Here is a 25,794-nt window from a genome sequence, read left to right on the forward strand (position 1 = left end):
ACGTGTTGCTTCCCTGTTCGCGCGTGGCGATAGTCAAACGAAATGGCGAATTCAGATCGCGCCGTCACGGCGCAGCCCCGCGATTTTCTCGGGTGTGTAGCCAAGTCCGGCAAGCACCGGCTCGGTGTGCTCCCCCAGCAGCGGCGGGCGGCCGACTTCCGGATCGGCGAATCCATCGAATTTGAAGGGCACCGGCAGCGCACCGAATTTGCCCACGGTCGGGTGATCGAACTCGCCCACCATGCCGCGCGCCAGCACGTGCGGGTCGGCCAGCACCTCGTCGACATGCTGAATCGGGCCAGCGGGCACACCGGCGGCGTCGCAGGCATCGCACAGTTCGCGGCGCGCTCGCCCGGCGATAGCCTCACTCAGCGCCGCCATGACGCGTTCGCGATGCTCGACGCGGCCCGCATTGGTTGCCAGCGTCGAATCGGCACCCAGTTCGTCCAGCCCGAGCAGCTCACACAATGGCAGCCAGTGCTGATCGCTACAGGTGATATGCACGTAAGCCCCGTCGCTGCACGCGAACGTTGCCGACGGCACACGCCCCGGGTGCTCGGTCCCCAGACGCGGCGGCACTTCGCCCAATGCGAAGTAGCGGCCGGCAGCCAGCGTGAGCAGACTGACCTGACCGTCGAGCATCGAGAAGTCGACGTGACAGCCTGTGCCCGTCTGCGTGCGGCCTTGCAACGCGCTCAGAATCGCAATCGCGATCCACAATCCCGACGACAGATCGGCAATTGGCAGCCCCGGCTTGACCGGGCCGCCGCCACGCTCGCCCGTCAGACTCATCAGCCCGCCCATCGCCTGAAAGACGGTGTCGTAGCCCTTGCGTTTCGCATACGGGCCGGTCTGCCCGAAGCCGGTACACGAGACGTAAATCAGTTTGGGATGCGCGGCGCGCAGCGTTGCCTGATCGAGGCCGTAGCGCGCCAGCGTGCCCACGGGAAAGTTCTCGAGCACGATGTCGGCACGCGCAGCGAGATCGCGGATGATCTGGCGTCCCGCCTCGGTCTTCATGTTGGCCGTGACCGATTGCTTGCTGCGATTGCACGCGAAGTAGTACGCCGACTCGTCGCCGACTTTCGGCTCGAAGGTTCGCGTCTCGTCGCCGCTGCCCGGCTGTTCGATCTTGATGACCGTGGCCCCGAGCTCCGCCAGGATCATGTCCGCGAACGGGCAGGCCAGCACGCGCGCCAGTTCGAGAATGGTGACGCCCGCGAGCGGTTTCATCGGGCCGCTCATGACTGCTTCGGCGCCGGCTTGCGGAAGCTGCGCATCATCATGTTCGTGTCGAGCGAGACGTCAAACGCCTGCGCAAGCGGCAAGTCGACCACGCGATGGAACAAGCGCTTGGTGGCAGTCATGGCCACTGGATCGTAATCCGCAAGTCGCGCCGCGAGCGCCACCGCGTCGTCCACCAGCGTGGCATCGGGGCTGACTCGATTGGCAATGCCGAGCGCCATCGCCCGCGACGCGTCGACGGTGTCGCCCGTCGAGACCAGCTCGAAGGCCGTCTTGCGCCCAACTTGCCGCACCAGATTGGCCATCACGATGGCCGCCACGATGCCGTGCTTGAGCTCCGGGTAACCGAGCTTGAGGCTCTCGCCAACGACCAACAGGTCGCACGCCAGCGCCAGCCCCGCGCCGCCACCCATGGCATAGCCCTGCGCTGCGCCGACGACCGGCGTGCCGATCTCGGTGAACGCGCGGTGCAACGAGGTCGTCAGGTGCGCGCGTTTGAGCGCCGACTGCGCGGCGTCAGCATCGGTACCGCCCGCCACAAAGCCACCGAATTCCTTGACGTCGGCCCCCGCGCAGAAGCTCTGCCCGGCACCGGCCAGCACGATCGCGCCCACTGCGGGGTTCTGGTCGGCGTCTCGCAACGCATCGAGCAAACCCTGCGTGAGTTCGTTATTGAGCGCGTTGCGCTTGTCGGGACGGTTCATGGTGATCACGCGCACGGCGCCGCGATCTTCTACTAGCAACGATTCGGGAAGGGTCATGGATCGGGACATCGGGTTCATCGACAGAAGGTCATTCAGGTATGGCGCCCAGCCTAATCCACTAAACGTGACTTCGTCAAACAAAATAATCAACCATCGATCTTGAATTGCCAAACAACGCCATAAAACAAAACGAACAAACAACTATGTACCGTCCATCGATTTATAAATTATTTGACATTGCATCACATTAGGTGATTTCATGCGTGCCATCAGAACCCGATTTGGCGCGTTGCGCCGACGAGAACATGTCCGACATCACCCTGTGCGAATGCTTTGCCCGAGACGGCCTGCAACATGAGAGCGAATTCGTTGCGACTGAAACGAAGCGTGCGTTGATCGATCAGTTTGCGAAGGCCGGCTTTCGTCGCGTGGAAGCCACGTCCTACTCCAACCCGGCGGTCGTCCCGCAGTTCGCCGATGCCAGCGCGCTGCTCGCACAGTTGCCGCGTGTGGACGGCGTGCATTACAAGGCGACGTGTGCGAACACGCGCGCCGTCGAGCGCGCGTTGACCGATCTCGACGCCGGTTTCGGCGTGAACGAAATCAGCCTGCTCGTCTCGGCCAGCGACGCGCATTCCGAGCGCAATCTGAAACAGTCACGCGCCGATCAGTGGCAGCGCGTCGCCGAGATGGCCGCCGCAGCGCGAGGCCAGTTCCGGATGGTGGGCACGATCTCGGTCGCCTTCGGCTGCCCGTTCGAAGGGGCCATCGATCCGGCTCGCGTAATGGAAGACGTCGAGCGCTTCGCGGCACTCGGGGTGAAGTACGTCACGCTGGGCGACACCATCGGTGTCGCGACACAGGCGTCGACGAAAGCGCTGTTCGCGCAGATGCTTGCGGCCTTCCCTGACGTGCACGCGATTGCCCACTTCCACGACACGCGCGGCACCGGCATCGTCAATTACCTCGCGGCGCTTGACGCAGGGGTGACACATTTCGACGTAGCCTTCGGCGGCGTGGGCGGCCACCCCGCAAAGGTGCAATACGGCGGCGGCGTCACCGGCAACGTCTGCACCGAAGACTTCGTCAACGTGCTGGAAACCATGGGCGTAGTCACGGGTATCGATCTGAGCGCGATGATGGCCGCCTCGCAAGCCTGCGAGACAGCGCTTGGCCGGCAACTCGCCAGCCGCGTGGCGCGCACCGGCCTCAACCCGCTGCTGAGCGTCGCCGCTGCGCAATGACACTGCCCGCCGCTCCGCTGCGCATCGAGTCGCAGTTCTGCCTCGATCAAGGCTTTACGTTGGTCGAAGCGGGTGACGGCCGCGTCGTTCTGACTTGCGACGTCCTCCCGCGACACACCAACCGCCATGGCAACGCCCACGGCGGTCTGATCGCCACGCTGCTCGACACCGCGATGGGCATGGCCACCCGGGCAAGCGGTGCAGTCGACAACCTCGGCACCGCCAACCTGACGATCAACTACCTTCGCCCCGCACGCAGGCGCATCACGGCGCACGCGCAGGTGCGGCGCAGTGGACGCACGCTCGCGTTCTGCGAGGCGCAGGTGCTGGACGACGACGGTCAGTGGCTTGCCACGGCCAGCGCCGTTTTTGCCATTGCGGTTCGTACCGCACCACCCAAGTAGCCCCCCCGTCTGACCCGCATCGCAACACGCCACACAACTAAAACATTCCGGAGACACCCTTCATGCCTTTCGCAACACGACGCCGCCTCGCGTACGCCGCGGCCTGCCTGTCACCCCTGATGCTCGCCCCTGTCAGCGCGCACGCCGATGTCACGCTTTACGGCCTGATCGACAATGCCGTTCGCTACGAAACCAATGCCAACGCCAGCGCCTCACGCCAGTTCGGCGTCGCGCAGGGGTCGTTCACCGGGTCTCGTTTCGGCATCAAGGGCACTGAGCAGATCGCCCCGGATCTCGAATCGTTCTTCGTACTGGAGAGCGGCTTCAACCTCGGCGACGGCACGTCGTTGCAAGGCACCAAAGCCGCCGGCTTCGGGCAAGACTCGTCGAACGGTGTCGGCCGGATGTTCGGGCGGCAGGCATTCGTCGGTTTGCGCGGCAGCTATGGTGCGTTGTCGATCGGACGGCAATACAGCGTGGGCTATCAGGCCATGGGCGCTGCACAGATATTCAACAACCCGAATCTCGACACGTTGATCGTGGCGAGCAACTACGTCGGCAGCCGGCTCGACAACACGGTGAAGTACACACTGGATGCGGGTGGTTTTTCGCTGGGCACGGCTTACACGTTCGGCAACGCGGCCGGCAACGGGCATGCGAATTCCGGCGTGGGCGTGACGGCCGGCTATACCGCTGGCAGCGTCAACGGCACGCTGCTCTACCAGCGCCTGACCTCGGCCGACGGCACGCAGTCACGCAACACGTACGGCTTCTCGACCGGTGCGGCGTTCGGCCAGTGGCGAGCCACGGCGGGCTATTTGCACAGCCTGTTGAGTGAAGTGGAAACGCGCAACGACGTGATGCTGCTCGGCCTGAGCTACAACCCGATCCCCGCACTCACCCTCGGCGTGGGCGGCTTCGTCGACTGGCAGGCGCAGCCGGGCGGCAAACGCACTGCCGTCTACGGCATGGCGGACTATCAGCTGAGCAAACGCACCGACGTGTATCTGGAAGTCGACCGCAACAACATCAGCGGCCGGTACACACTCATCGCCTCGCAAGGCACCTACGGCAGCAAGGTAGGTGTCTCGCTCGGCATTCGTCATACGTTCTGACGGAGATTGGAGGAAGGCGGGACCGCTAGGCGGCGAGTGTTTCGTCCAGTTCGCGAATCGTCTGGAACAGCACGCGTGTCCCGTCGAGCAACTGCTCGGGTTCGATCCATTCCTCCGGGCAGTGACTGCGACCATTCAGGCAGGGAATGAAGATCATGCCGATCGGGCCGGTCGGCGCCACATAGACGGCGTCATGACCGGCACCGCTCGGCAAGCGCATCGACGGGTAGCCCAGACGCTGCGAGGCGCGCTCCACCGCGTCCATGACCACCGGCATGCAGTCGGTCGGCTTCGAGCGGCTCAACGGCGTGCTGGTGCACTTCACACGCAGCGCGACGAGATCCGCCGCCACGGCTTCGAGTACCTGCTCGGGGAATCCGGCCAGTACGTCGTCGTTGTCGCTGCGCACCTCGAGCACCAGATCGACACTCCCCGGCACCGCGTTGGGCACGTTCGGCGTCATGGCGATACGGCCCACGGTGGCCACCACATAGTGCGGATTGCCGCTGAGTTCGCTCGCCAGTCGATGGGCAGCGTCGATGATGCGTGCGGCGCCGACGAGCGCATCGCAGCGAATGTCCATCGGCGTCGTGCCTGCGTGATCGGGTCGGCCATGCACGACGAGTTGCACGCGGCGAATGCCGACGATGTTCGTCACCACACCGATCGGCAGCCCACGCGACTCCAGCACGGGCCCCTGTTCGATATGCAGCTCCACGAACGCGGCCGTCTCGCCCGCACGGCGCAGCGGCTGCGATAACCGTTCAGGGTCGCCGCCGACACGGCGCATGCCGTCGGCCAGCGTCTCGCCCTCGGCATTGCGCGCGGCGAGCATCTCGGCGGACAGCACGCCCGAGAGCGCACGGCTGCCCACGCAGGAGATCCCGTAATCGCTCGGCTCTTCCGAAAGGAAGTCGATCACTTCGAACGGGTGGGCGAGCGTGATGCCTTGCTCCTTGAGCGTATGGGCAACTTCAATCCCCGCCAGCACACCGATGATGCCGTCGAAGCGCCCGCCGCCCACCACCGTATCGCAATGCGAGCCGGTCACCAACGGCGCCTTCGAGGCATCGCGACCGGGCATGCGCCCGATCAGATTGCCCCCTTCGTCCTGATGCACGTGAAGACCGGCCGCTTCCATCTCGTCACGCAGCCACGCGCGCGCTTCGAGAAACAGCGGCGAAAATGCGCGGCGCGTCCATGGCACGTCCGGGCGCGTGAACTTGGCGAGCGTTTCCACGCGGTCCCAAAGCCGCTTGGCATTGAGCGGCGGCATAGGGACGATGGCGTCCTGATTCATTGTCGACATAGTTTCGTTTTCCCCACCGTTCAACGCAGACGCGGACGCAGGAACTGCCCGTCGCCCTGCTGATTGACAATGCCTTTCCCGTCGAACACCTGCTGCCCACGGCACCACGTCCCCGTTACACGCACGGTGAACTCGCGGTCTTCGAACGAACTCCAGCGCACGGCCGACAGGCTCGTCGACGGGTCGTAGGCGTAGCGTTCCGGACGAAGGATCACGATATCGGCGTCGGCCCCCACGTTGAGCGTGCCTTTGCGGTCATCGAGCAGGAAGTGTTGCGCCGGGTTGCGGCACAGCTGCTTGACGACCATCGTCGGCGAAATGCCGTGTTCTTCGCAGCCGGTCCAGAACGCGGGCAACAACGTCTCCAGCCCCGGGCCGCCCGACGAATTGCGAAACACGTTGGGATTCTCCTTGCGCTCCAGCCCCCAACTCACGTGATCGGACGACACGAACGTGCATTCGCCCGCAGCGATATGCGTCCAGAGCAGGTCGACTTCGGCCTTCGGGCGAATGGGCGGATAGTGTTTGGTCTTCGCGCCGAAGCGGCGCGTGTGTTCTTCGTGATTGAGCATCAGGTACTGCACGCACGTCTCGATGCTCGCCTGATGACCGGCACGGCGATACATGTTGCAGATCTCAAAGCCTCGCGAGGTCGACACGTGCACCGCGTGCGCACGTGCTCCCGTCTCGGCGCCGATCTCGTAGATCAATGCCGTCGCGAGGTTCTCGATCAGCGGTGGGTGGGCGCGCAGGAAGGCATCCCAACCGGTATCGCCCGCCTCGATCAGGCGCGCAACGTTCTTGCGCGTGAGGTCCTGCATCTGGTTGTGCACGCCGCACACGATGCCCGACGGCGCGATGCGACGAAAGGCTTCATACAGCATGTCTTCCTCGACACGCGGAAAACGCCCCGGCGTCGCTTCGAACGTCGAGAACTTGAACGCGCACACGCCGCCTTCGATCAGCCCGGCCGCCGCATCGAGTCCATGCGTGTCGTTGAGCGTGCCGAACAGTGCCACATCCACATGGCAGTCGCGCTCCACTTCCGCAATCTTGGCGTCGAGTTGCGCGCGCGAGGCCACCGGTTCCGGATCGTCGTAGGGCATGTCGACCATCACCGTCACGCCGCCGGCCGCCGCTGCGCGTGAGGCCACACCGAGCCCTTCCTGATCGCGCTGACTGCCCGAATGCACTTGGCCATCGACCACGCCCGGCATCACCCACTGCCCGCGCGCATCGATCACTTCTTTTGCCGACGGTGCCGTGCCTTGGCCGCGTGCGGCGATCTTGCCATCGCGCACTGCAAGCCAGCCATCCACCACGATTGCGTCGGCATCGACCAGATTGCCGCGCATCACCCAATCAAAATCGCTCATCGTTTGTCCGCGTTATTCCAGCGTGTTGAAAAGTTATGCGCCAGTGTAATGAGTGGTCCGGCCAAACGTCTTATGCTTAAATATGCGCACCAATTAACAAAAAGTTAAGGGTATGAAACTCAACCTGCGGCAGATCGAGGTCTTCCGGGCCATCATGCTGAGCGGATCGATCAGCGGGGCATCGAAGCTTTTGTTCGTGTCCCAACCGGCCGTCAGCCGCCTGATTTCCTATACCGAGCAACGGCTCGGCTTCACGCTTTTCGAGCGCATCAAGGGGCGGCTTTACCCGACGCCGGAGGCGCGCCGCCTCTTTACCGAGGTCACCACGCTCTATCAAAGCGTGCAGCGCGTGAACGAGGTGGCCGAGAATCTGGCGGAGAACCGCGACGGGCAACTGCGCCTGTCGTGCAGCCCCAGCCTCGGGCAGTCACTGCTGCCGCGCGCCATCGCCGCGTTTCGCCGCCGCTATCCGGAAGTGCGCGTCGTGCTGCAAACGCTGATCCCGAGCGTGATGCTGCAATCGCTGCTGAGTCAGCAGGTCGAGCTGGGCGTGGCGTATATGCCGGTCGATCACCCGAGCCTCGCGACCATCCCGCTGTACGAAAACAAGATCGTCGCGGCCCTGCCCTCCGACCATCCGCTCAGCACCCGCGAGAGCGTGACGATGGCCGAACTCGCCAAGGAACCGCTCATCGGCTACAGCCCCGACATTCCGTTCGGGATGCTGACGCGCAACATGTTCGGCGGGCCCGACCAGCAGCCAGAACCCGTGGTGGAAGTGCAACAGGCGCACGTGGCCTGTGCGCTGGTGCAAGCCTCCGCCGGGGTGGCGCTGGTCGACGAAATGACCGTGAAAGGTCCGGTCTGGACCGACGTCGTGACGGTGCCGATCGTCGACACCGTCAATGTGCCGGTCAACGTGTTCCATCTTCAACTGGAGCCGATGTCGCGGCTCGCGCAGGAGTTCGTGCGTGTGCTGCGTGCCCTCGACGCCGGCTGGCGGCCGCGCCATACCGGCAATTCAAAGAAAAACGGCGAGGAAGAACCGACCGATTGACGTCCCGCGCACCCTTAACATGAAGTTATATGGTGCGTATAAATGACGCGACGACATTATCCGGGTGCTTTCTCATAATCTCCTCGACGCAACGCGCTTTGGGCGTTGCCAATGAACGAGGAGAGCAATTCGGATGGGACGCGTATTGACGTTGAAGGATGTCGAAGCCGCCGTGTTGGGCGGTTCGGTGTTTGCGTGCGGTGGCGGCGGCTGGGCAGAACATGGCCGCCAGCTCGGCACGCTGGCCGTCACCCTTGGCCGCCCGGAACTGGTGACGATGGATGAAGTGCCGGACGACGCGTGGATCGCCACGGCCGCCGCCATCGGCGCCCCCGGCGGGCTCACCGACTGGGAGATGCTCGGCATCGACTATGTGAAGGCCGCGCAGCGCGTGCAGGACGCACTGGGTGAATCGCTATACGGCCTCATCATCGGGCAGAACGGTATGTCGAGCACGCTCAACGCGTGGCTGCCCTCGGCCGTGCTCGGCACCAAAGTCATCGACGCCGTTGGCGACGTGCGTGCGCATCCTACCGGCGACATGGGATCACTGGGGCTGGCCAATTCGCCCGCCCCGATGATCCAGAGCGCCGTCGGCGGCAACCGCGCCAACAACGCCTATATCGAACTGACGGTGCACGGGGCCACGGCCAAAGTCTCGCCCGTGCTACGCAAAGCCGCCGACATGGCGGGCGGCTTCATCGCCAGTTGCCGCAACCCGATTCGTGCCGAATACGTGCGCCGCCATGCGGCACTCGGTGGCATCAGCATGGCGCTCTCGCTGGGCGAAGCGATCCTCGCCGCGCAGGCCAAGGGCGGCGCCGCCGTGATCGACGCGATCTGCAAAGCGACGCGCGGCAGCCTTATCGGCACCGGAAAAGTCGCGCGCAACACGCTGGCCTACACGCAGGAAGCCTTCGACATCGGCACCGTCGAGATCGGCGAAGGCCCGAACCGGCGCGTCATTCATGTGATGAACGAGCACATGGCCGTCACCGACGTGCACGGCGAGCGCATTGCCTGCTACCCCGACGTCATCACCACGCTCGACACCGACGGCAACCCCGTGTCCGCCGGCAAGCTGCGCGAGGGCATGGAGGTCGTGATTCTGCACGTGCACAAAGGGGAGATTCCGCTCTCGTCGAGCGTGCGCGACCCGTCGGTCTACCCCGTGGTCGAGAAAGCACTCGGCATGAACTTCACCGATTACGCACTGGCGAGCTGAGGGCACCCGCATGAAACGAGAATTCCCGATTCCGCACGGCACCACCCTGCGCTGCAAGGGCTGGCGTCAGGAAGCGCTGCTGCGCCTGCTGGAAAACGTGCTTGCCGTGGGCGAAGATCCCGACAACCTGATCGTGTATGCGGCGATGGGCCGTGCCGCGCGCGACTGGCCGTCGCATGACGCCATGGTGCGGGCGCTGCTCACGCTCGAAGACGATCAGACGCTGATCGTGCAGTCGGGCAAGCCCATCGGCGTGCTGCAAACGCATGACCGTGCGCCGATCGTCATCATGGCCAACTGCAATATGGTCGGCCAATGGGCGCGTGCCGAGAACTTCTACCGCTGGGAGAAAGAGAACCTGATTTGCTGGGGCGGCCTGACCGCCGGTGACTGGCAATACATTGGTTCGCAAGGCGTGATTCAGGGCACTTACGAAATCTTCTCGCGCATCGCCGAGCGGCATTTCGACGGCGACCTGCGTGGCCGCTTCATTCTCACTGCCGGTATGGGCGGCATGGGCGGTGCGCAACCGCTCGCGGGACGCTTGGCCAACGCGGCCATCCTGACCGTCGAGATCAACCCCGAGCGCATCGAGAAGCGTATGAAAGCCGGCTACCTCGAATGCCGCGCCGACAATCTCGATCACGCCCTCGCGCTGATTCGCGACGCACAGGCACGACGCGCCCCGATCTCGGTCGGCTTGCTCGGCAACGCGGCCGACGTGTTCTCCGAAATTCTGGCGCGCGGCATCGTGCCCGATATCGTCACCGACCAGACCTCGGCACACGACCTCGTCTACGGCTACGTGCCGTCCGGCTACACGCTCGCGCAGGTGGCCGAACTGAGGAAGACCGACCCCGACACGCTCATGCGCGAGAGCCGGGCGTCCATCGTGCGCCACGTCACTGCCATGCTGGGTTTTCAGGACAAGGGTGCCGTGGTGTTCGACAACGGCAATCTGATCCGCACGCATGCCAAGGAAGGCGGCGTGGCCCGGGCGTTCGACATCCCGGTGTTCACTGAAGCGTTCCTGCGCCCGCTGTTCGCCCGTGGCATCGGGCCGTTCCGCTGGATTGCGCTGTCGGGCGACCCGGACGATATCCGCAAGATCGACGACTTCCTGCTCCGGCGTTTCGCCGACAACCAGATCGTCGCGAACTGGATTCGCCTCGCCCGCGAGTACGTGCCGTTCGAAGGCCTGCCCGCCCGCATCGGCTGGCTGGGGCACGGCGAGCGCACCGAGCTGGCGCTGGAGGTCAACCGGATGGTGCGTGACGGGGAACTGAGCGCACCGATCGCCTTCACGCGCGATCACCTCGATGCGGGCGCCATGGCGCATCCGAACATCATGACGGAGAACATGCGCGACGGCTCCGATGCCATTGCCGACTGGCCCCTGCTCAACGCCATGCTCAACTGCGCGTCGAGCGCCGATCTGGTCGCGATTCACTCGGGCGGCGGCGGCTACAGCGGCTACATGACCAGTGCGGGTGTCACGGTCGTCGCCGATGGCACGCCGCAGGCCGACGACCGCCTGCGCCTGTCGATGACCAACGATACGGCTAGCGGGGTGCTGCGCTATGCCGATGCCGGTTACGAAGAAGCGCTCGATGAAGTCGGATTGAAAGGCATTGGCCGCATCGACACCGCGTCAACTTCGCAGCCATGACCACAACGGCGGACTGACGCGAACTCGCTAGCGGTCAGCACCCGCCCCGGCGCCCCGCGAGGGGCGCGATAACCATCGTCCATCCCTACGAGTATTTAATTAATAGTACTAATCATAAACTCATGAAAAAAATCAAACATTGGTGGATCGGGGCGGGCGTGGCGCTTGCCACAGCGGGAGCGAGCCAGATCGCTGCTGCGCAGTCTAACGTGTCGTTGTACGGGGTAGTCGACGTCTACGTCGCCGCCCAGAAAGCCCTTGGCAAAGAGCGCGCGTGGAACGTGAGCCCGGGCGGCATGGCGACCAGCTTCTGGGGCATCGGCGGGCGTGAGGATCTGGGCAACGGCTACGCGGCCGTCTTCGCTCTCGAAGCGTTCTTCCAACCGAACAACGGCGGCACGGGCCGGTTTGCCGGCGACACCTTCTTCGGACGCAATGCTTATGTCGGCCTGTCGACGCCGGCAGGCGCGTTCCTGCTCGGGCGCAACACCACGCCGTACTACGTCTCGGCGTTGCGCTTCAATCCGTTCTCGACCTCGTTCGCCTTCTCGCCGGTGCTCAACCACATGTACAAGGGCGTTTCGGGTCAGGGGCTGGCTGGCGACAACGGCTGGAACAACTCGTTGCTCTACACGACGCCGGGCGGCAGCGACTGGCAGGCGAGCCTGATTTACGGCACGGGCAACAAGGCCGGCGCACAGGGGCAGAACCAGTGGGGCGGCAACGCCATTTACGCGCATGGCCCGTTCTCGGCGACGGTGGCGTATCAGCAAGTGCGCTACGACAAGACACCGGGCGACCTGAACGCGCAAATCGCCGGGTTCAGCTTGCAGTCGGCGGTCATGGCCGCGGTGGGATACGACTTTTCGGTGGTCAAGATCACCGCACTCTATCAATACCTGCACGACGGCATCGACAGCGGCGACCTGAATACCCACAGCGGGCAAATTGGCGCGTCCGTGCCGATCGGCAACGGCGCCCTGCTCGCCTCGTGGATGTACGCCAAGAGCCACGGCCGGGGCGACCCGATCCGCTCGACGTGGTCGGTAGGCTACGACTACCGCCTCTCTAAACGCACGGACCTTTACGCCGCCTATATGCAAGATCGCGCGACCGGTTACTCCAGTGGCAACACGGCCGGTGTCGGCATGCGGATGGCCTTCTGACATGTCCCCACTTCATGCCCCGGCAGCAGCGACCGGCTCGACCGATCGCCCCCCCGATGACGCGCAGTCGATGCGCCCGTTTATTGCGGCACTCGCACAACGCGGTGAATTGTTGCGCGTCGGCGAACCCGTTGATCCGCAGTTCGAAATCTCCGCATGGCTCGCGCAGTTGGCCGAAGGGCCTGCTGTGCAGTTCGACAACGTGACCGGTCACGCGCAGCCGGCCATCGGCAATCTGCTGAACTCGGTAGAGCGCATTGCGCTGGGCCTCGGTATCTCGCGCACCGACATGCAACAGCGCATCGTCTCGGCCATCGAGCACGGCATTGCGCCGCAACGGGTGGCACACGGCGCCTGTCAGGAAACCGTGATCCACACGCCGGACCTGCGGCGTGAGGTCCCCGCGCCGCTGTTCTTCCCGGGTGAAACCGGGCCGTACATCACGGCCGGCGTCATCTTCACGCGCGACAGCCGCACCGGCAAAGGCAATGTGTCGTTTGCGCGCGTGAAGCTGCTCGACGGCAACCGGGGCATGGTCGGCATCGCGCCCAATCATCACCTTGCAGTCATGGCGCGCGAGGCCAAGGCACGCGGGGAGACCTTGCCGATTGCAGTAACGGTCGGCAACCACCCTGCCGTGCTGATCGCCGCCGCGCTGTATCTGCGTCTGGGCGACGACGAACTCGACTGCGCCGGTGCGCTGCTGGGTGAACCGGTTCGCACGGTTGCCTGCAAGACCATCCCGCTGGATGTGCCCGCTGCCTGCGAGTGGGTGCTGGAAGGCACGCTCGATATCGACGAGCAGCACGACGAAAAGCTCGTCTCGGAATTTCACGGCATGTACGAGCCGTATGGCAGCGGCCCGGTGGCGACGTTTCATTGCCTGACCCGCCGCCACGACGCGCTTTTCCAGATCATCGAGCCGGGCTATTACCCGGAGCACACGTTGATCGGTGGCATCGCCATCGCTGCGGGGCTCGCTCGCACGCTGCGCGCCGTCGCGATTCCCGTGCGCGAGGTGGCCGTCGGCCACGGCGGTTGCGGTCGCCTGAACGCCGTCGTGAGCCTGAGCACCCATCGGGCAGGTGATGCCCAGAAAGCGATGTTCGCGCTGTGGGGCAGCGTCAACCTGATCAAGAACATCACGGTCGTCGACGACGACGTCGATCCGTGGAACGCCTCGCAAGTCGAATGGGCCGTTGCAACGCGCATGCGGCCCGACCGCGACATGCTGGTGATTCCCGGCGGACGCACCGACCGGTCCGAGCCGATCAAGCAGGACGGTGTGGCCACCAAACTCGGGCTGAACGCGACACGCAGGGCATGCGACCGCCCCGACTGGACGCGTGCGGTGCCGCCGCCCGATGTGATGGAGACGGTTGCGCAACGGATTGCCGCGCACCTCGACGCAGACCGCCTTGGCGCCGGTCAGCCCACAGCCAACCGGTAGCCAACCCTTAACGTGGTGTTATGTCTTTCGAATATTAAGTCGCACGACGTCATCCCCGAACTTCCCTAGCATCCTGATTATCCCGGCGGCGCAAGCGCTTTGCCGGAACGACATCCGCCTGGAGACCCTTACATGAAAGACGTGCTTATCGACCCGGCTGCCGAGCCCGTGCCGCGCGCCCACCCCAAACAGGGGAATGCCGGCCGCCGCGCCATCATCGCCGCGTCGGCCGGTAACGCGCTGGAGTGGTATGACTTCACGATCTACGCACTCTTTGCCGTCTATATCGGGCAGAACTTCTTTCACGACAGCAACCCGACTGTGCAACTGATGGGGTCGTTTCTCGCCTTCGGTCTCGGGTATGTCGCCCGCCCGCTGGGCGCGCTGCTGATCGGCTCATATGGCGACCGCAAGGGCCGCAAGGCCGCGCTCACGCTCACGATCATGCTGATGGCGTTCGGCACACTGCTCATCGCCATTGCGCCGCCCTACACGGCCATCGGCGTGGGTGCGCCACTGCTCATCGTGTGCGGCCGCGTGCTTCAGGGCTTCTCCGCCGGTGGTGAGGTCGGCAGCGCGACCGCGTTTCTTGCCGAACACGCCCCGGCCGACAAGAAAGGCCAGTATGCGTCGTGGCTGCAAGCCAGCATGGGCATCTGCAACATCTTCGGCGCGCTGGTGGCAACGCTTGTCACGACGGTGTTCACGCAGGATCAGATCACTGAATGGGCCTGGCGCATTCCGTTCATCATCGGTCTGGCGATTGCGCCGGTTGGCCTGTGGATGCGCAAGGCGCTCGACGAAACGCCGCACTTCAAGCTCGAAGCCCAACGCATGAAGCAACAGGGCGAGGTCAAGAAGACCCCGTTGCTTCAGGTACTGCGCGAGCATCCGGCGCAACTGCTGATCGGTTTCGGTCTCTCGGTGCTGTGGGCTGCCGGACCGTACGCACTGATCATCTTTATGCCGATCTACGTGCAGAAGTCGATGGGCTTCACCAGCTCGCAAGCGTTTCTCGCGGCATTCATCGGCAACTTCTTCCTGACGGCAGGCTGCGTGTTGTCGGGCACGCTCTCCGACAAGTTCGGCCGCCGCACGATGCTGCGTCTCGGCGCGGTCGCACTGCTCGTCGGTGTGTACCCGCTGATGATGTGGCTCGGTGCATCGCACACGACGCTCACGCTGGTCATCGTGCAGTCGGCTTTCTGCGCCATGATCTCGCTGTTCGTCGGTGTGGCGCCCGCCGCACTCTCAGAGATCTTCCCGACGGCAGTGCGCTCCTCGGGCATGTCGCTGTCATATAACGCGGCCGTCACGCTGCTCGGCGGCTTTGCCCCGGCCATTCTTACGTGGATTACCTACACCACGGGTGTGGCATTCGCACCGGCCTTGTACGTGATGGGCGCAGCGGTCGTGACGCTCGTCGCCGTAGCCTTCATGCCGTCGCGGCGTGCCGACTAAGCGCTGATCTGGCGCTGATCGGGCGCTGACCACAATCGACGCGTCAGACGCGTCAGGCGCATCCCCGGTGACCACACGGGCGATGCGCCGCTTCACTTCTCACAAAACAGGGAGTCCGACATGCAGGCTGGCATGCTGCAAGGCGTTCGCATTCTCGATTTCACGCGGGTACTGGCCGGACCGTATTGCACCGCCATGCTGGCCGATCTCGGTGCGGAGGTCATCAAGGTAGAGCCTCCGGCGGGTGACGACCAGCGCTACATGGGGCGGATGGTTCAGGGCGAGAGCGCCAATTTTGTGCTGAACAATCGCGGCAAGCAGAGCCTTCGGCTCGATCTCAAGCATCCCGACGGGCAGCAACTCGCCCAGCGGCTCGCGCAAGTCTGCGACGTCGTCGTCGAGAACTTCAAACCGGGTGTGGCCGCGCGTCTCGGCATCGGTTACGCGCAACTTGCCGCGCTCAACCCAAAGCTCGTTTATTGCAGCATTTCGGGTTTCGGTCAGCAGGGGAGCAACGCCGGACGCCCGTCCTACGACGTCGTCGCGCAAGCCATGAGCGGCATCATGAGCGTGACCGGCGAACCCGACGGCGCCCCCACGATGGTGGGCGAATCGATCGGCGACATCTGCGCCGGGCTGTACGCCTCGTGGGCCATCATGGCCGCGATGTTTGCGCGCGAACGCACCGGCAGCGGACGGTATATCGATGTCGCGATGCTCGACTCGCTGATTGCCATTCAACCCACGGCACTCTCGCAATTCCTGTTCGGCGGCAAGGTGCCTGCACGGGTTGGCAACCGACACCCCATGAGTTCCCCGTTCGGGGCCTACGAGGCTCGCGACGGCCATCTCGTCATCGCCGCCGCCAACGACAAGCTCTTCCACGCCGTGGCCCTGCTGATCGGTGCACCCGAGCTGTGCACCGATCCACGCTTCGTCACCGACACGTCGCGCAGCCAGCACGATCACGAACTGCGGGTGCACATCGAACGGTGGTCGAAGACTCAGCGCGTGGCGGATGCCGTCGATGCGCTGACGCGCGCCGGTGTGCCCGCCGCCCCCATTCAGGACATTGCGCAGGCGATCGAGGGCAGCCACGTCGTCGCCGATGTCACCCACCCGGTGCTCGGTGCGAGTCAGGTGATGCGCCAGCCCGTGCAGTTCTCGGGTGAGCCTCAAGCCGACGCGTCGCCAGCGCCGATGCTCGGCCAGCACACCGACGACGTGCTCGCGCGCGTGCTGGGCCTGTCGGCCGACGCCATCGCACAACTGCACCGGGACAACGTCGTCTAGCGCGACGCGGTGCCGCCGTACCCGATAACACCAAGGAGACCCCATCGTGGACATGCGTTTCAGTCCCGAGGAAGAACAGTTTCGTCTCGACGTCCGGGACTTCCTCACCCGTCATCTGCCGCAAGACATCCGCCTGAAGGTCGAGCACGGCAAGCGCCTGCACAAACAGGACTACGTGCGCTGGCAGGACATTCTGCGCACCAAGGGCTGGTATGCCGTGAACTGGCCCGAGGCCTTCGGCGGCCCGGGCTGGAGCCCAGCGCAGAAGTATCTCTTCGCGCAGGAGTACGGGGCGTTGCCCTGCCCGCCGCTCGTGCAGTTCGGCGTCAACATGGTCGGCCCGGTGATCTACACCTACGGCAACGATGAGCAGAAGCAGCGGTTTCTGCCGCGTATTCTGGCCAATCAGGACTGGTGGTGTCAGGGCTATTCGGAACCCGGTTCGGGCTCCGATCTCGCCTCGCTCAAGACGAGTGCAGCGCGCGATGGCGACCATTACGTTGTGAACGGTTCGAAGATCTGGACCACGTGGGCACAGTGGGCCGACTGGATGTTCGCGCTTGTGCGCACGAGTCACGAGGCACGGCCGCAGCAAGGCATCTCGTTCCTGCTGATTGACATGAAGTCGCCGGGAATCACCGTGCGGCCGATCCGCCTGCTCGACGGCGACGCCGAGGTCAACGAGGTGTTCTTCGACAACGTGCGCGTGCCCGTGTCGCAACGCGTCGGCGATGAAGGCGTCGGCTGGTCGTACGGCAAGTTCCTGCTCGAACACGAACGCTTCGTGATATCCGGCGTGGCGCGCTCGCGGCGGCTGCTCGGTCAACTTGAAAACCTTGCGCGCGATCGCACCGATGGCACCGATGGCAGCGGCAACAGTCTGTGGGCCAGTCAAGCGATTCGCCTTCGTTTCGCCGATCTGCAAACGCAACTGCGCGTGCTGGAGCTGACCGAGTTGCGCTTTCTCAGCGCGATGAACGCGGGTCAAAGCCCGGGCGTGGCCGCTTCCATCCTGAAGATTCGCGGCACCGAAATCGAGCAGGCGATCAGCGAGCTCGCACTGGAATGCATGGCGCTCGACACCACCGCATTCGACGAGGCGTTTCTCGATGGCCTGCACGATGCGTCGGTGACTGCCGAAGGTGCGGCGGCCGCAGGTCCGGCGTACTTCAATCTGCGCAAAGTCTCGATCTGGGGCGGGTCCAACGAAATCCAGCGCAATGTGCTGGCCAAGCAGGTATTGGGATTGTGAGCGCGCCATGAACTTCTCGACAAACGAACTGCAACGCATGCTGCAAGACAGCGCGCTCGACTTCGCGCGTGCTCACGGTGACTACGAGCGCCGCCGCAAGCTCATCGCCAGCCCCGCAGGGTTTAGCGAAGACGACTGGCGCCTTATGGCCGAGTTGGGCTGGTTCGCCGTGTTGCTGCCCGAGGCCATGGGCGGCATCGGCGGCGGGCCGGTCGAAGCCATGTTGATTACCGAAGCGCTCGGCCAGTCGCTTGCCACTGAACCGTTCTTGTCTACGGGGGTGCTCGGGGCGCGCGCCATCAGTGCGCATGGCACGTCAATGCAGCAGGAAAACCACTTGCCGGGCATCGCCGAAGGCAAGCTGCGCACCGCGTTCGCATATTACGAACAGGGTGCGCAGCAGAACCGGTATTGGTCGCAGCTGTCACTCGATGCGGCGGCAGGCGGCTGGGTTCTGCAAGGCAACAAGCACATGGTGTTCGACGGCCCCTCAGCCGATCTCTTCATCGTGGTGGCGCGCAGCGCAGGGGCAGCGCACGAGCGCGACGGGCTCACGGTGCTGCTGGTGCCCGCCGATGCGCCGGGTCTCACGCAGCGCGCTTTCACACGTCTTGACGGTGGCCGGGCGTGTCATCTGTCATTCAATCAGGTCGCACTCCGTCAGGAGAGCGTGCTGGGTGAGCCCGGGCGCGGAGCCGAGGTGATCGACGATCTGTTCGGCTGGGGCATTGCTGCGCTGTGCGGTGAGGCGATGGGGGCAATGCAGGTGTTGCACGATGCCACGCTCGATTACCTCAAGACGCGTCAGCAATTCGGCCGGCCCATCGGCAGCTTTCAGGCCCTCGCGCATCGTCAGGTCGATATGTACGCGGCGCTGGAGCAGACACGCTCCATCGCGCTGGCCGTCAACATGGCGATGGCGGACGATCTGCCTGAAGCCTCACGCCTGCAATCCATGGCGAAGGTGCAACTCGGGCGGGCGGCCAGCATCGTCGGTCAGGGCGCGATTCAACTGCATGGCGGCATCGGCATGACGGAGGAGTTGAACGTGGGGGCGTACTTCAAGCGGCTGAGCGTCATGAACGCGCAATTCGGCACCGCCGAGCATCATCTTGCGCGTCTGGCTGAGTGAGCTTTTGGGCGACTGAGGGAGCCGCATCGTATCGCGCGGCTGACCGCGCTTACACGCTTACACGCTTACGACGCTTCCATCAACGCGAGCGACCGGTACGCCACCGATGGCGCGACGACGACACAGTTTCTGCCGTTAGCTTTCGCGGCATAGAGGGCCGCGTCGGCTCGCGCCATCACGGCGGCCAGCGTATCGCCCTCGCCGAATTCATCGACCCCCGCACTCAGGGTGGACACCACGTCGCGCCCCTGAACGCCCGCCCCGGAGGCCGCCACGATGGCGCGCAACCGGTTGACGAGGCGGCCGGCGTCTTCGCGTGTCGTCGACGGCAGCAGCAGCGCGAACTCCTCCCCGCCAATCCGGCCGACCAAATCCCCTTGCCGGACTTCGCGCGAAATCACGGATGCCACATGGGCGAGCGTCTTGTCGCCCGCCGCGTGCCCGTACCGGTCGTTGGTGCCCTTGAAGTTGTCGATGTCGAGGATCGCAATCGATAGCGTCGACCGGGTCGACACGGCGGCCTCGAGGATGGCCTCTGCCCGCGCGATGAAGGCGCGTCGGGCCAGCACACCGGTCAGATCGTCAAACGTCGCCAGTCGCTCCATCCGGTCGGCCAGACGGTCATGCGCGAGCATCACCATGCCGACGGACAGACACGGCAGGGTCAGCGTCGCCATGCCGAGGAACATGACGTTCAGCGGCGTCGCCTGCAAGAACACCGTCTCGTGGGCAAACCCCAGTCCGTAGGCAATGCAGCGCACGCCATGCACGACGGCCCCCAGCACGGCTGCGATCGACACGAAGTAGTAAGCGTATTTGGGTCTGCCGGCGGGCCGGTACTTCAACACCATCCAGCCGATCTGGAACCGCACATAGGCGATGAAACCGGAGACCATGGCGCTGCGCGCGTCCACGTGGGGCGACAGAAAGGTCCAGTAGACCAGCAGTACGAGGATGGCGACGACCGCCACGTATTCCCAGGCGAACGTGGTTCGGGTATGGAGAAATTGCCGGAAGCCGTGAAGCCCGAGCATCGAGGCGGTCACCAGCAGACTGCTTGCCACCACGACGATCACGTCGGTCGGCCCGGCCAGAAGCAGCCCCGCCGTGACGGCCAGCATGGCACTGGCGACGCCCCATAAGCGTATTCCCGGGACACCCGTCCGGAACAGCGAGCCAAGAATGGCAACGCTCATGAGGCACGACAGAATCGCAATGCTGATGAATACGGCCGAAATGGACATAGCTACGGGACGGGGGGTCTGTGTTTCACATATGTCCGCCAGCATAGCCGAAGTCGATGACCCCGCATCGCCGTTGGTGAGAATTGCAACGCATGGGTGTCGGTGCCGTGCGACAGTAACCATCGCCCCCCGCATGTGGAAACGCCCCTCGGAAATCAACCCGAAGGGCGTCAGTGTCCCGCGTCGACCTTACTTGTTTGCGGTCGCGGCCTGCTCGATCAGGGCAGCGACCACGGCAGGCTTCGATTCGTAAATCGCATGACTGCCAGCCGTTTCCACCACCGTGGCGCCCGCTCGCTTGGACATCATGCGCTGCGCATCCGGCGGAATCATCTTGTCGTCCTTCGTGACCAGATACCAGCTCGGCTTCGCGCGCCATGCCGCCGCCGTGATCTGTCCGCCCAGCGCATCCACGCCCCAGGGGACTTGTGCGTTGGCGAGGAATTCAGCGCGTGCAGGCTTGACGTCGCCCGCAAACGAGGCGGCGAACTTGGCCTTGTCGAGCATCAGAAACCCATTGACCGGGGGCAGGATGGGCGGCTGCGGCGCGCCGGGGGGCGCACTCGAAATCACCGTGTTCACCGACTCCCCTTTGTCGAGCGCAAACGCTGCGATGTAGACCAGACGCGCAACCTTCGGATCGTTACCCGCCTCGGTGATGACGGCCCCGCCATACGAATGGCCGACCAGCACGACCGGGCCGTCCTGTGCGTCGAGCACCGCCTTGGTCGCCGCCACGTCGGCCGCGAGCGACGTCGTCGGGTTCTGAACAATGCTCACGTTGTACTTCTTGGCCTTCAGCAACTTGTACACCTGCTCCCAGCCGCCCCCGTCGACAAAACCGCCATGCACAAGCACCACGTTGTTGACGCGCTCGGCAAACGCAGTGCTGGGCGCCACGACGCCGACGGCCAGCGACGTAAAACCCAGCAATCCGACGACGGTGCGGCGGATGGAGAGAGGATTGGATTTCATCAGTTGCCTCATTCAGAAAATAGGAAGGGAACGGCTGTCTTCGGGTGTTACCGGAATTTCAAGTGAAAACGAATCGGGCCATCGGGAGGGTGCATTCACGCGACGGCGACGGCCACTTCGATGTTGCCGCGCGTCGCATTCGAGTACGGGCAAACCTTGTGGGCTGCCGCGACCAGCGCTTCGGCGGCGGCGCGCTCGAAGCCCGGCAGGTGGACGGTCATGGCGACCTGAATGCCGTAACCGATAGGTATCGGTCCGATCCCTACCTGCGTGGTGATAGAGACCCCTTCGGGGACCTTGATCTTCATGGCGGCGCCAACCGCCTTCATCGCGCCGATAAAGCACGCCGAATAGCCGGCGGCGAAGAGTTGTTCGGGGTTGGTGCCCGGGCCCCTGCACCACCGAGTTCGCTTGGCGTGGACAGCGTGACGGATAAGGCGCCATCGGCCGAGGCGGCGGTACCGGTGCGGCCACCGGTGGCCTGCACGGTCGCGGTGTACAGGACCTGTTCGAGCCGCATTCGACCTCCTTCGCCAGTTCGATAAGCGGATTCTGGTGAACGGCGCGCGGACCTGCCAGTTAAGACTTGTTAAAAGATGTCAAAACAGCCCGTCAGGGCAGGCGGCGCAGCAGGATGTCGCGATCCGCCGGCGAGAACTCGTGCGTCAGACGCTCCATCAGCCAGGCGGCATCGGCTTCGCGGCCCTGCCGGATAAGCGCTTCGGCTTGGGTCTGGACGAGCCGAGCCTTCCACGCCAGCGCCCCCTGTGCCGTGGCAAGGGCAATGCCTTCGTCGAGCAATGATTGCGCGGCGCTGAGCTGCCCGGCATTGAGCAGCACATGGGCCTGCGATCGAAGGATTTCAGGGGCGCACCAGTCACACAGGCCGTCGCGGGCGCGCCGCACCAGATCGTCGGTCACCGCAAGCGGGTCGAGGGTCACGCTCATCTCGGCATGGGCCGCCGTGTAGAGCACTGCGCTGAAGGATTCGCGGGCGGCGAGGTGTTCGACATGAAGTTCCAGCGCATGGTCGAAAATCGTGAACCATGAACCGAAGAACGGAATGCCGTGCCGCACACAGCAGTCTCGTAACTCGTCAGTGACGTTCGCCGCCAGTTCGATTTCCCCGCACCACAGCGAGATCGGGCATGACGCGAACGACAGCGTAAAGATCAGCGACGTGACGTGGCGCGTACGCACCGCACGCGCCCTTGCCTGCTCGGCCACGCCCAGCGCACGGCTGAACTGCCCCAGCGTCCACAAGGTGCGCGCCATCATGGTCAGCGCCGCCACGCGATGGTCCAACTGGGACGGTGCCCCGGCGCACATGCCAATAGCGTTGGAGCCCGGCCCGATCGCCAACTCCGCATGGCGCAGCGCGTCCTGATAAGCGCCGCCGAAGTAGCGGCTCAACGCCATCATGCGATGGAACACGAGGTCTGCCTGCGGATCGGCAATCGACTTCACCACCTCACCGAACGCCAGACTTTCACTCAGCACGTCGGCATAGCGGCCGTTAAGAATGTCGGCCGTGAACCTGGTCCAGTGAATCGGCAGGCGCAAGGCAAGATCGTCCGATTGTTCGGCACTCGCCAACGCGCGGCCCAAAGCGTCGTACGCCTCCCCTTTCGGGCCACGCAGCGTGCTCCGGCAAAACCCGATGGCACCCCACACCTGCGCTGCCAGCGACGGATCGCCGCTCGTGCCGGGATCAAGTTCGACCAGCCGTTCCAGATAACCGAGGTACTCGCTGAGCATCGAGGTCGACATCCATAGCGTTGCCGACAAGGCTGCAATACGCGACGCCAGCGCCGTATCGCCGTCGGGCGCCAGCGCCCAATCGAGTGCACAGCGCACATCGTCCAGCGCCTGCGCGTGCTTCTCGCGCCACGCGCCGTGCCCCAGCCCGTCGATCTCGTCGACTGCTTTGCCGAGCAGCGCACAGACATGGAACGCGTGTCGCTTGGCGATCATGCTGCCCTCGCCCGACGCCAGCAACTTGGCCATGGCGTAGCAACGGGTTGTCTCCAGCAAACGGTAAGGCGTCATGGCGTTGCTGGCATCCACCGAAATCAAGCTCTTGGACACCAGACCGGCAAGCGCTTCGATACCCGCAGCGGCATCGTCGGCGGCCACGGCCAGCGCCCACTCCAGCGAAAATCGCTCGCGGAAGATGGCAAGGCGCGTCAGCATGCGTTGCTCGTCGCTTCCCAGCAGTTGAAAGCTCCAGTCGAGCGTGGCTTCCAGTGTGCGATGGCGAGGTACACCGGATCGCCGGTCGCTCTTGAGCAGCTTCAGACGATCATCGAGGCGCTGCACCAGTTCGCTCACGCCGAGCACGGCAGTGCGCGCTGCGGCAAGTTCGATAGCCAGCGGCATACCGTCGAGCCGCCGGCACAACAGCGCCACGCCGGGGGCATCGTCATCCGAGAGCTGGAAGGCACCGTCGATCGCCAGTGCCCGTTGGACGAACAGCTGAATCGCGGGGAATTGCATGGCCGCGTCGAGCGAGGTGTCGAGCCCCTCGGGCGGGGACGCCAGCGGGGGCAGGCGGTGAACCGATTCGGCTTCGATACGCAGTGGCTCTCGACTCGTGGCGACGATGAAAGGCGTGGTCGTGCCGGCAAGGATTCGCTGAACCACCTCCACCGTCGCATCAAGTACCGGGTCGCAGTTATCCAGCACCAGTACCACGTGTTTGCCTTGCAGCAGTGCGATGGCATTGGCCAGCGGATCGCCCGAGACGACCGAGACCCCGACGGCCGCCGCCACCGCTGAGGCCACCAGATCACCGGTAGCCAGCGTCGACAGGTCGACGAAGACGGCGCCATCGCTCAACTCCCCGGCGATGATGCGCGCGGCCGCCACGGCGACACTGGTCTTGCCGATCCCGCCCGGCCCGGCAACCGTGACGAGCCGGCGCAGGTACGTGTCCTTGACCACAGTGTTGACTTCGTTGCGCCGCCCGACCAATGCGGCGGCCGCCCCCGGCAGGCGCGTCGTCGGCGAGAGTCCCCAAACGGGCACATTGCGTTGTGCTTCGTCTTGAATGAGCGCATCGAGATGGCTGACGTTGGCCGTAAACACATATCCCCGGCCGGGAACATTCGAAATGAGATCGTGGCCGCCATGCACTTCGAGCGCCTTTCTCAAGCCGACAAGCTGCACGCGCAGGTTGGCCTCTTCGACAATGACTTGCGGCCACGCGGCGGCAATCAGCGCATCTTTGCTTTGCACTTCGCCGGCATGGACCACCAGATGAGCGAGCAGATCAAACGCACGCGCACCCAGCCGCACGGCCTTGTTGTCGATGAACAGCCGTCTGGCCTGAGGGTAGAGCTTGAAGGGACCGAAGCCGTAGCCGCCAATGGCTGGCGAGAGCGCGGGGGAGCGCGAGGAGGTGGGCCGCATCTCAATGGATCGCTTTCATAGCGTTTCCCCAACAGGGACGGCATCCGGGGTCACTGCGACGCCCCTTGCGTGCGGGAGCGTGCAGACCACCTTGCCGCGTGGCGTTCATTCGCCGACAGAGACTGGCGGGCGCGCGGCTTCGGCAAAAATCTACCACGATTTGTCTTTCCTCCCTAGCGGCGGGAGGGCGGCATGACCAACTGCCCGAGTTCGCCTCGCTGATAGGCCCTGATCCGGTCCTCGAGCTGTTCACGGGTGTTCATGACGAACGGGCCATGCTTGGCGATCGGCTCGTGCAGGGCAGGACCGGAAAGCACAACAAAGTGGCTGTCTCCCTCAGCGGCGAGTCGAACGGCAATCGCCTCCGCCGTAGCCTGTTCGTCGAATGCCACCGCGATGGCCTCCCCTTCGTTCAGATGCCGGACGCCCTCATCGACCGTCACGTGCAAGCCGCCCGACACGGCATAGATCATCGCGCTCCAACCCCGCGGCACGTCATGGCTGAATTCGGCCGACGGCCAGAGAAAACCATCCAGCAACGTGAACGGCTCGGGCAGTTGCTGCGTGTGAGGTGCTACCACGCCATTGCTGCTGCCTGACGCCACCCGCACACGGACTCCCTTCGTCCTGAACTCCGGAATCTCATGGGGCTCTGCATGCACGGCATAGGGCGCATCGAACTTCTTGCTGGCAGGCAGATTGACGAAAATCTGCAACGCATGCACGTGCTGGTTTTCGCCCTCCGGCTGTTCGGTATGCACCGCACCTCGCCCCGCCGCAAACCAGTGCAGCGCACCCGGATGAATCGGGCCGTGATTGCCGAGCGAGTCGTAGTTGACGTGAGCCCCCACGGCGTCCTCGAACATATACGTCACCGCCGAAATGCCCGCGTGCGGATGCGGTGCAAACGTGGGGCCGGTCATGTGGAAGTGATCGAGCATGACGACCGGGTCCATCAGGCCGTCGAATGCCCGCTCTTCAAAGTGCTTGGCCCGAAAGGCATCGCCAATGGTCATGTCATGACCGGCGACGACTTTCGAGATACGTGCGAACGGGTTCATA

20 protein-coding genes and 1 pseudogene are annotated in these 25,794 nt (G+C 64.4%); 12 read left to right on the forward strand and 9 right to left on the reverse strand.

All coding sequences use genetic code 11. From position 1 onward, the window contains the following. Nucleotides 1-51: 51 nt before the first annotated feature. Nucleotides 52-1,245, reverse strand: coding sequence for a CaiB/BaiF CoA transferase family protein (locus CDV46_RS19370; RefSeq protein WP_249277543.1), 1,194 nt, complete (start codon nucleotides 1,243-1,245; stop codon nucleotides 52-54). After that, on the reverse strand, nucleotides 1,242-2,006 hold the full coding sequence (locus CDV46_RS19375) for an enoyl-CoA hydratase/isomerase family protein (protein WP_087724333.1): 765 nt from the start codon (nucleotides 2,004-2,006) through the stop codon (nucleotides 1,242-1,244). Before CDV46_RS19375 ends, CDV46_RS19370 begins: the two co-directional genes overlap by 4 nt. A gap of 248 nt (nucleotides 2,007-2,254) precedes the next feature. Between CDV46_RS19375 and CDV46_RS19380 the strand changes: the two genes are divergently transcribed. The 3 genes from CDV46_RS19380 (at nucleotide 2,255) to CDV46_RS19390 (ending at nucleotide 4,712) form a co-directional block, all read left to right on the forward strand. Continuing rightward, on the forward strand, nucleotides 2,255-3,193 hold the full coding sequence (locus CDV46_RS19380) for a hydroxymethylglutaryl-CoA lyase (RefSeq protein ID WP_087724335.1): 939 nt from the start codon (nucleotides 2,255-2,257) through the stop codon (nucleotides 3,191-3,193). Then, a complete protein-coding gene (locus tag CDV46_RS19385; protein ID WP_087724337.1) occupies nucleotides 3,190-3,597 on the forward strand; it encodes a PaaI family thioesterase in 408 nt (135 codons plus the stop codon). Before CDV46_RS19380 ends, CDV46_RS19385 begins: the two co-directional genes overlap by 4 nt. 62 nt (nucleotides 3,598-3,659) lie before the next feature. Then, complete coding sequence (locus CDV46_RS19390) at nucleotides 3,660-4,712, forward strand: porin (RefSeq protein ID WP_087688526.1); 1,053 nt, start codon at nucleotides 3,660-3,662, stop codon at nucleotides 4,710-4,712. A 25-nt stretch (nucleotides 4,713-4,737) separates the two neighbouring features. Here CDV46_RS19390 and CDV46_RS19395 read toward each other — a convergent pair whose 3' ends face one another. Both CDV46_RS19395 and CDV46_RS19400 read right to left on the reverse strand, forming a co-directional pair. Further along, nucleotides 4,738-6,021, reverse strand: coding sequence for a Zn-dependent hydrolase (locus CDV46_RS19395; RefSeq protein WP_254916127.1), 1,284 nt, complete (start codon nucleotides 6,019-6,021; stop codon nucleotides 4,738-4,740). 20 nt (nucleotides 6,022-6,041) lie between these two features. After that, a complete protein-coding gene (locus CDV46_RS19400) occupies nucleotides 6,042-7,397 on the reverse strand; it encodes a dihydroorotase (protein ID WP_087724339.1) in 1,356 nt (451 codons plus the stop codon). Nucleotides 7,398-7,509: 112 nt separating this feature from the next. Between CDV46_RS19400 and CDV46_RS19405 the strand changes: the two genes are divergently transcribed. From CDV46_RS19405 to CDV46_RS19445, 9 genes are all read left to right on the forward strand, one after another. Next, complete coding sequence (locus CDV46_RS19405) at nucleotides 7,510-8,454, forward strand: LysR family transcriptional regulator (RefSeq protein ID WP_087724341.1); 945 nt, start codon at nucleotides 7,510-7,512, stop codon at nucleotides 8,452-8,454. A gap of 133 nt (nucleotides 8,455-8,587) precedes the next feature. Then, complete coding sequence (locus tag CDV46_RS19410) at nucleotides 8,588-9,679, forward strand: DUF917 domain-containing protein (protein WP_087724343.1); 1,092 nt, start codon at nucleotides 8,588-8,590, stop codon at nucleotides 9,677-9,679. A gap of 10 nt (nucleotides 9,680-9,689) precedes the next feature. Further along, the gene (locus CDV46_RS19415; RefSeq protein ID WP_087724345.1) at nucleotides 9,690-11,348 is read left to right on the forward strand and encodes a urocanate hydratase; all 1,659 of its coding nucleotides are present in this window, start codon (nucleotides 9,690-9,692) and stop codon (nucleotides 11,346-11,348) included. Nucleotides 11,349-11,470: 122 nt separating this feature from the next. Beyond that, complete coding sequence (locus CDV46_RS19420; RefSeq protein WP_087724347.1) at nucleotides 11,471-12,514, forward strand: porin; 1,044 nt, start codon at nucleotides 11,471-11,473, stop codon at nucleotides 12,512-12,514. Nucleotide 12,515: 1 nt separating this feature from the next. Continuing rightward, nucleotides 12,516-13,964, forward strand: a complete 1,449-nt coding sequence (locus tag CDV46_RS19425; protein WP_087724349.1) for a UbiD family decarboxylase — start codon at nucleotides 12,516-12,518, stop codon at nucleotides 13,962-13,964. A gap of 132 nt (nucleotides 13,965-14,096) precedes the next feature. After that, the gene (locus CDV46_RS19430) at nucleotides 14,097-15,425 is read left to right on the forward strand and encodes an MFS transporter (protein ID WP_087688533.1); all 1,329 of its coding nucleotides are present in this window, start codon (nucleotides 14,097-14,099) and stop codon (nucleotides 15,423-15,425) included. A gap of 120 nt (nucleotides 15,426-15,545) precedes the next feature. After that, nucleotides 15,546-16,718 (forward strand): CaiB/BaiF CoA transferase family protein, encoded by a 1,173-nt coding sequence (locus CDV46_RS19435; protein ID WP_254916128.1) that lies wholly within the window; start codon nucleotides 15,546-15,548, stop codon nucleotides 16,716-16,718. A gap of 46 nt (nucleotides 16,719-16,764) precedes the next feature. Beyond that, a complete protein-coding gene (locus CDV46_RS19440; RefSeq protein WP_087724352.1) occupies nucleotides 16,765-17,970 on the forward strand; it encodes an acyl-CoA dehydrogenase family protein in 1,206 nt (401 codons plus the stop codon). A gap of 7 nt (nucleotides 17,971-17,977) precedes the next feature. Beyond that, nucleotides 17,978-19,102: an acyl-CoA dehydrogenase family protein gene (locus CDV46_RS19445; protein WP_176399123.1), complete on the forward strand. Its 1,125-nt coding sequence runs from the start codon at nucleotides 17,978-17,980 to the stop codon at nucleotides 19,100-19,102. 65 nt (nucleotides 19,103-19,167) lie between these two features. Here CDV46_RS19445 and CDV46_RS19450 read toward each other — a convergent pair whose 3' ends face one another. The 5 genes and pseudogenes from CDV46_RS19450 to CDV46_RS19470 all read right to left on the reverse strand — a co-directional run bounded on the left by CDV46_RS19450 (nucleotide 19,168) and on the right by CDV46_RS19470 (nucleotide 25,793). Beyond that, nucleotides 19,168-20,346, reverse strand: a complete 1,179-nt coding sequence (locus CDV46_RS19450; protein ID WP_087688537.1) for a GGDEF domain-containing protein — start codon at nucleotides 20,344-20,346, stop codon at nucleotides 19,168-19,170. A gap of 189 nt (nucleotides 20,347-20,535) precedes the next feature. Further along, the gene (locus CDV46_RS19455) at nucleotides 20,536-21,321 is read right to left on the reverse strand and encodes an alpha/beta hydrolase (RefSeq protein ID WP_087724356.1); all 786 of its coding nucleotides are present in this window, start codon (nucleotides 21,319-21,321) and stop codon (nucleotides 20,536-20,538) included. A gap of 95 nt (nucleotides 21,322-21,416) precedes the next feature. Then, a pseudogene (locus CDV46_RS19460) lies at nucleotides 21,417-21,841 on the reverse strand (organic hydroperoxide resistance protein). A gap of 92 nt (nucleotides 21,842-21,933) precedes the next feature. Beyond that, nucleotides 21,934-24,732 (reverse strand): ATP-binding protein, encoded by a 2,799-nt coding sequence (locus CDV46_RS19465; protein WP_087724358.1) that lies wholly within the window; start codon nucleotides 24,730-24,732, stop codon nucleotides 21,934-21,936. A gap of 173 nt (nucleotides 24,733-24,905) precedes the next feature. After that, a complete protein-coding gene (locus CDV46_RS19470; protein ID WP_254916129.1) occupies nucleotides 24,906-25,793 on the reverse strand; it encodes a pirin family protein in 888 nt (295 codons plus the stop codon). Between the last annotated feature and the right edge of the window lies 1 nt (nucleotide 25,794).

It is taken from the genome of Pandoraea sp. PE-S2T-3 (assembly GCF_002179965.1).
Lineage (GTDB): Bacteria > Pseudomonadota > Gammaproteobacteria > Burkholderiales > Burkholderiaceae > Pandoraea.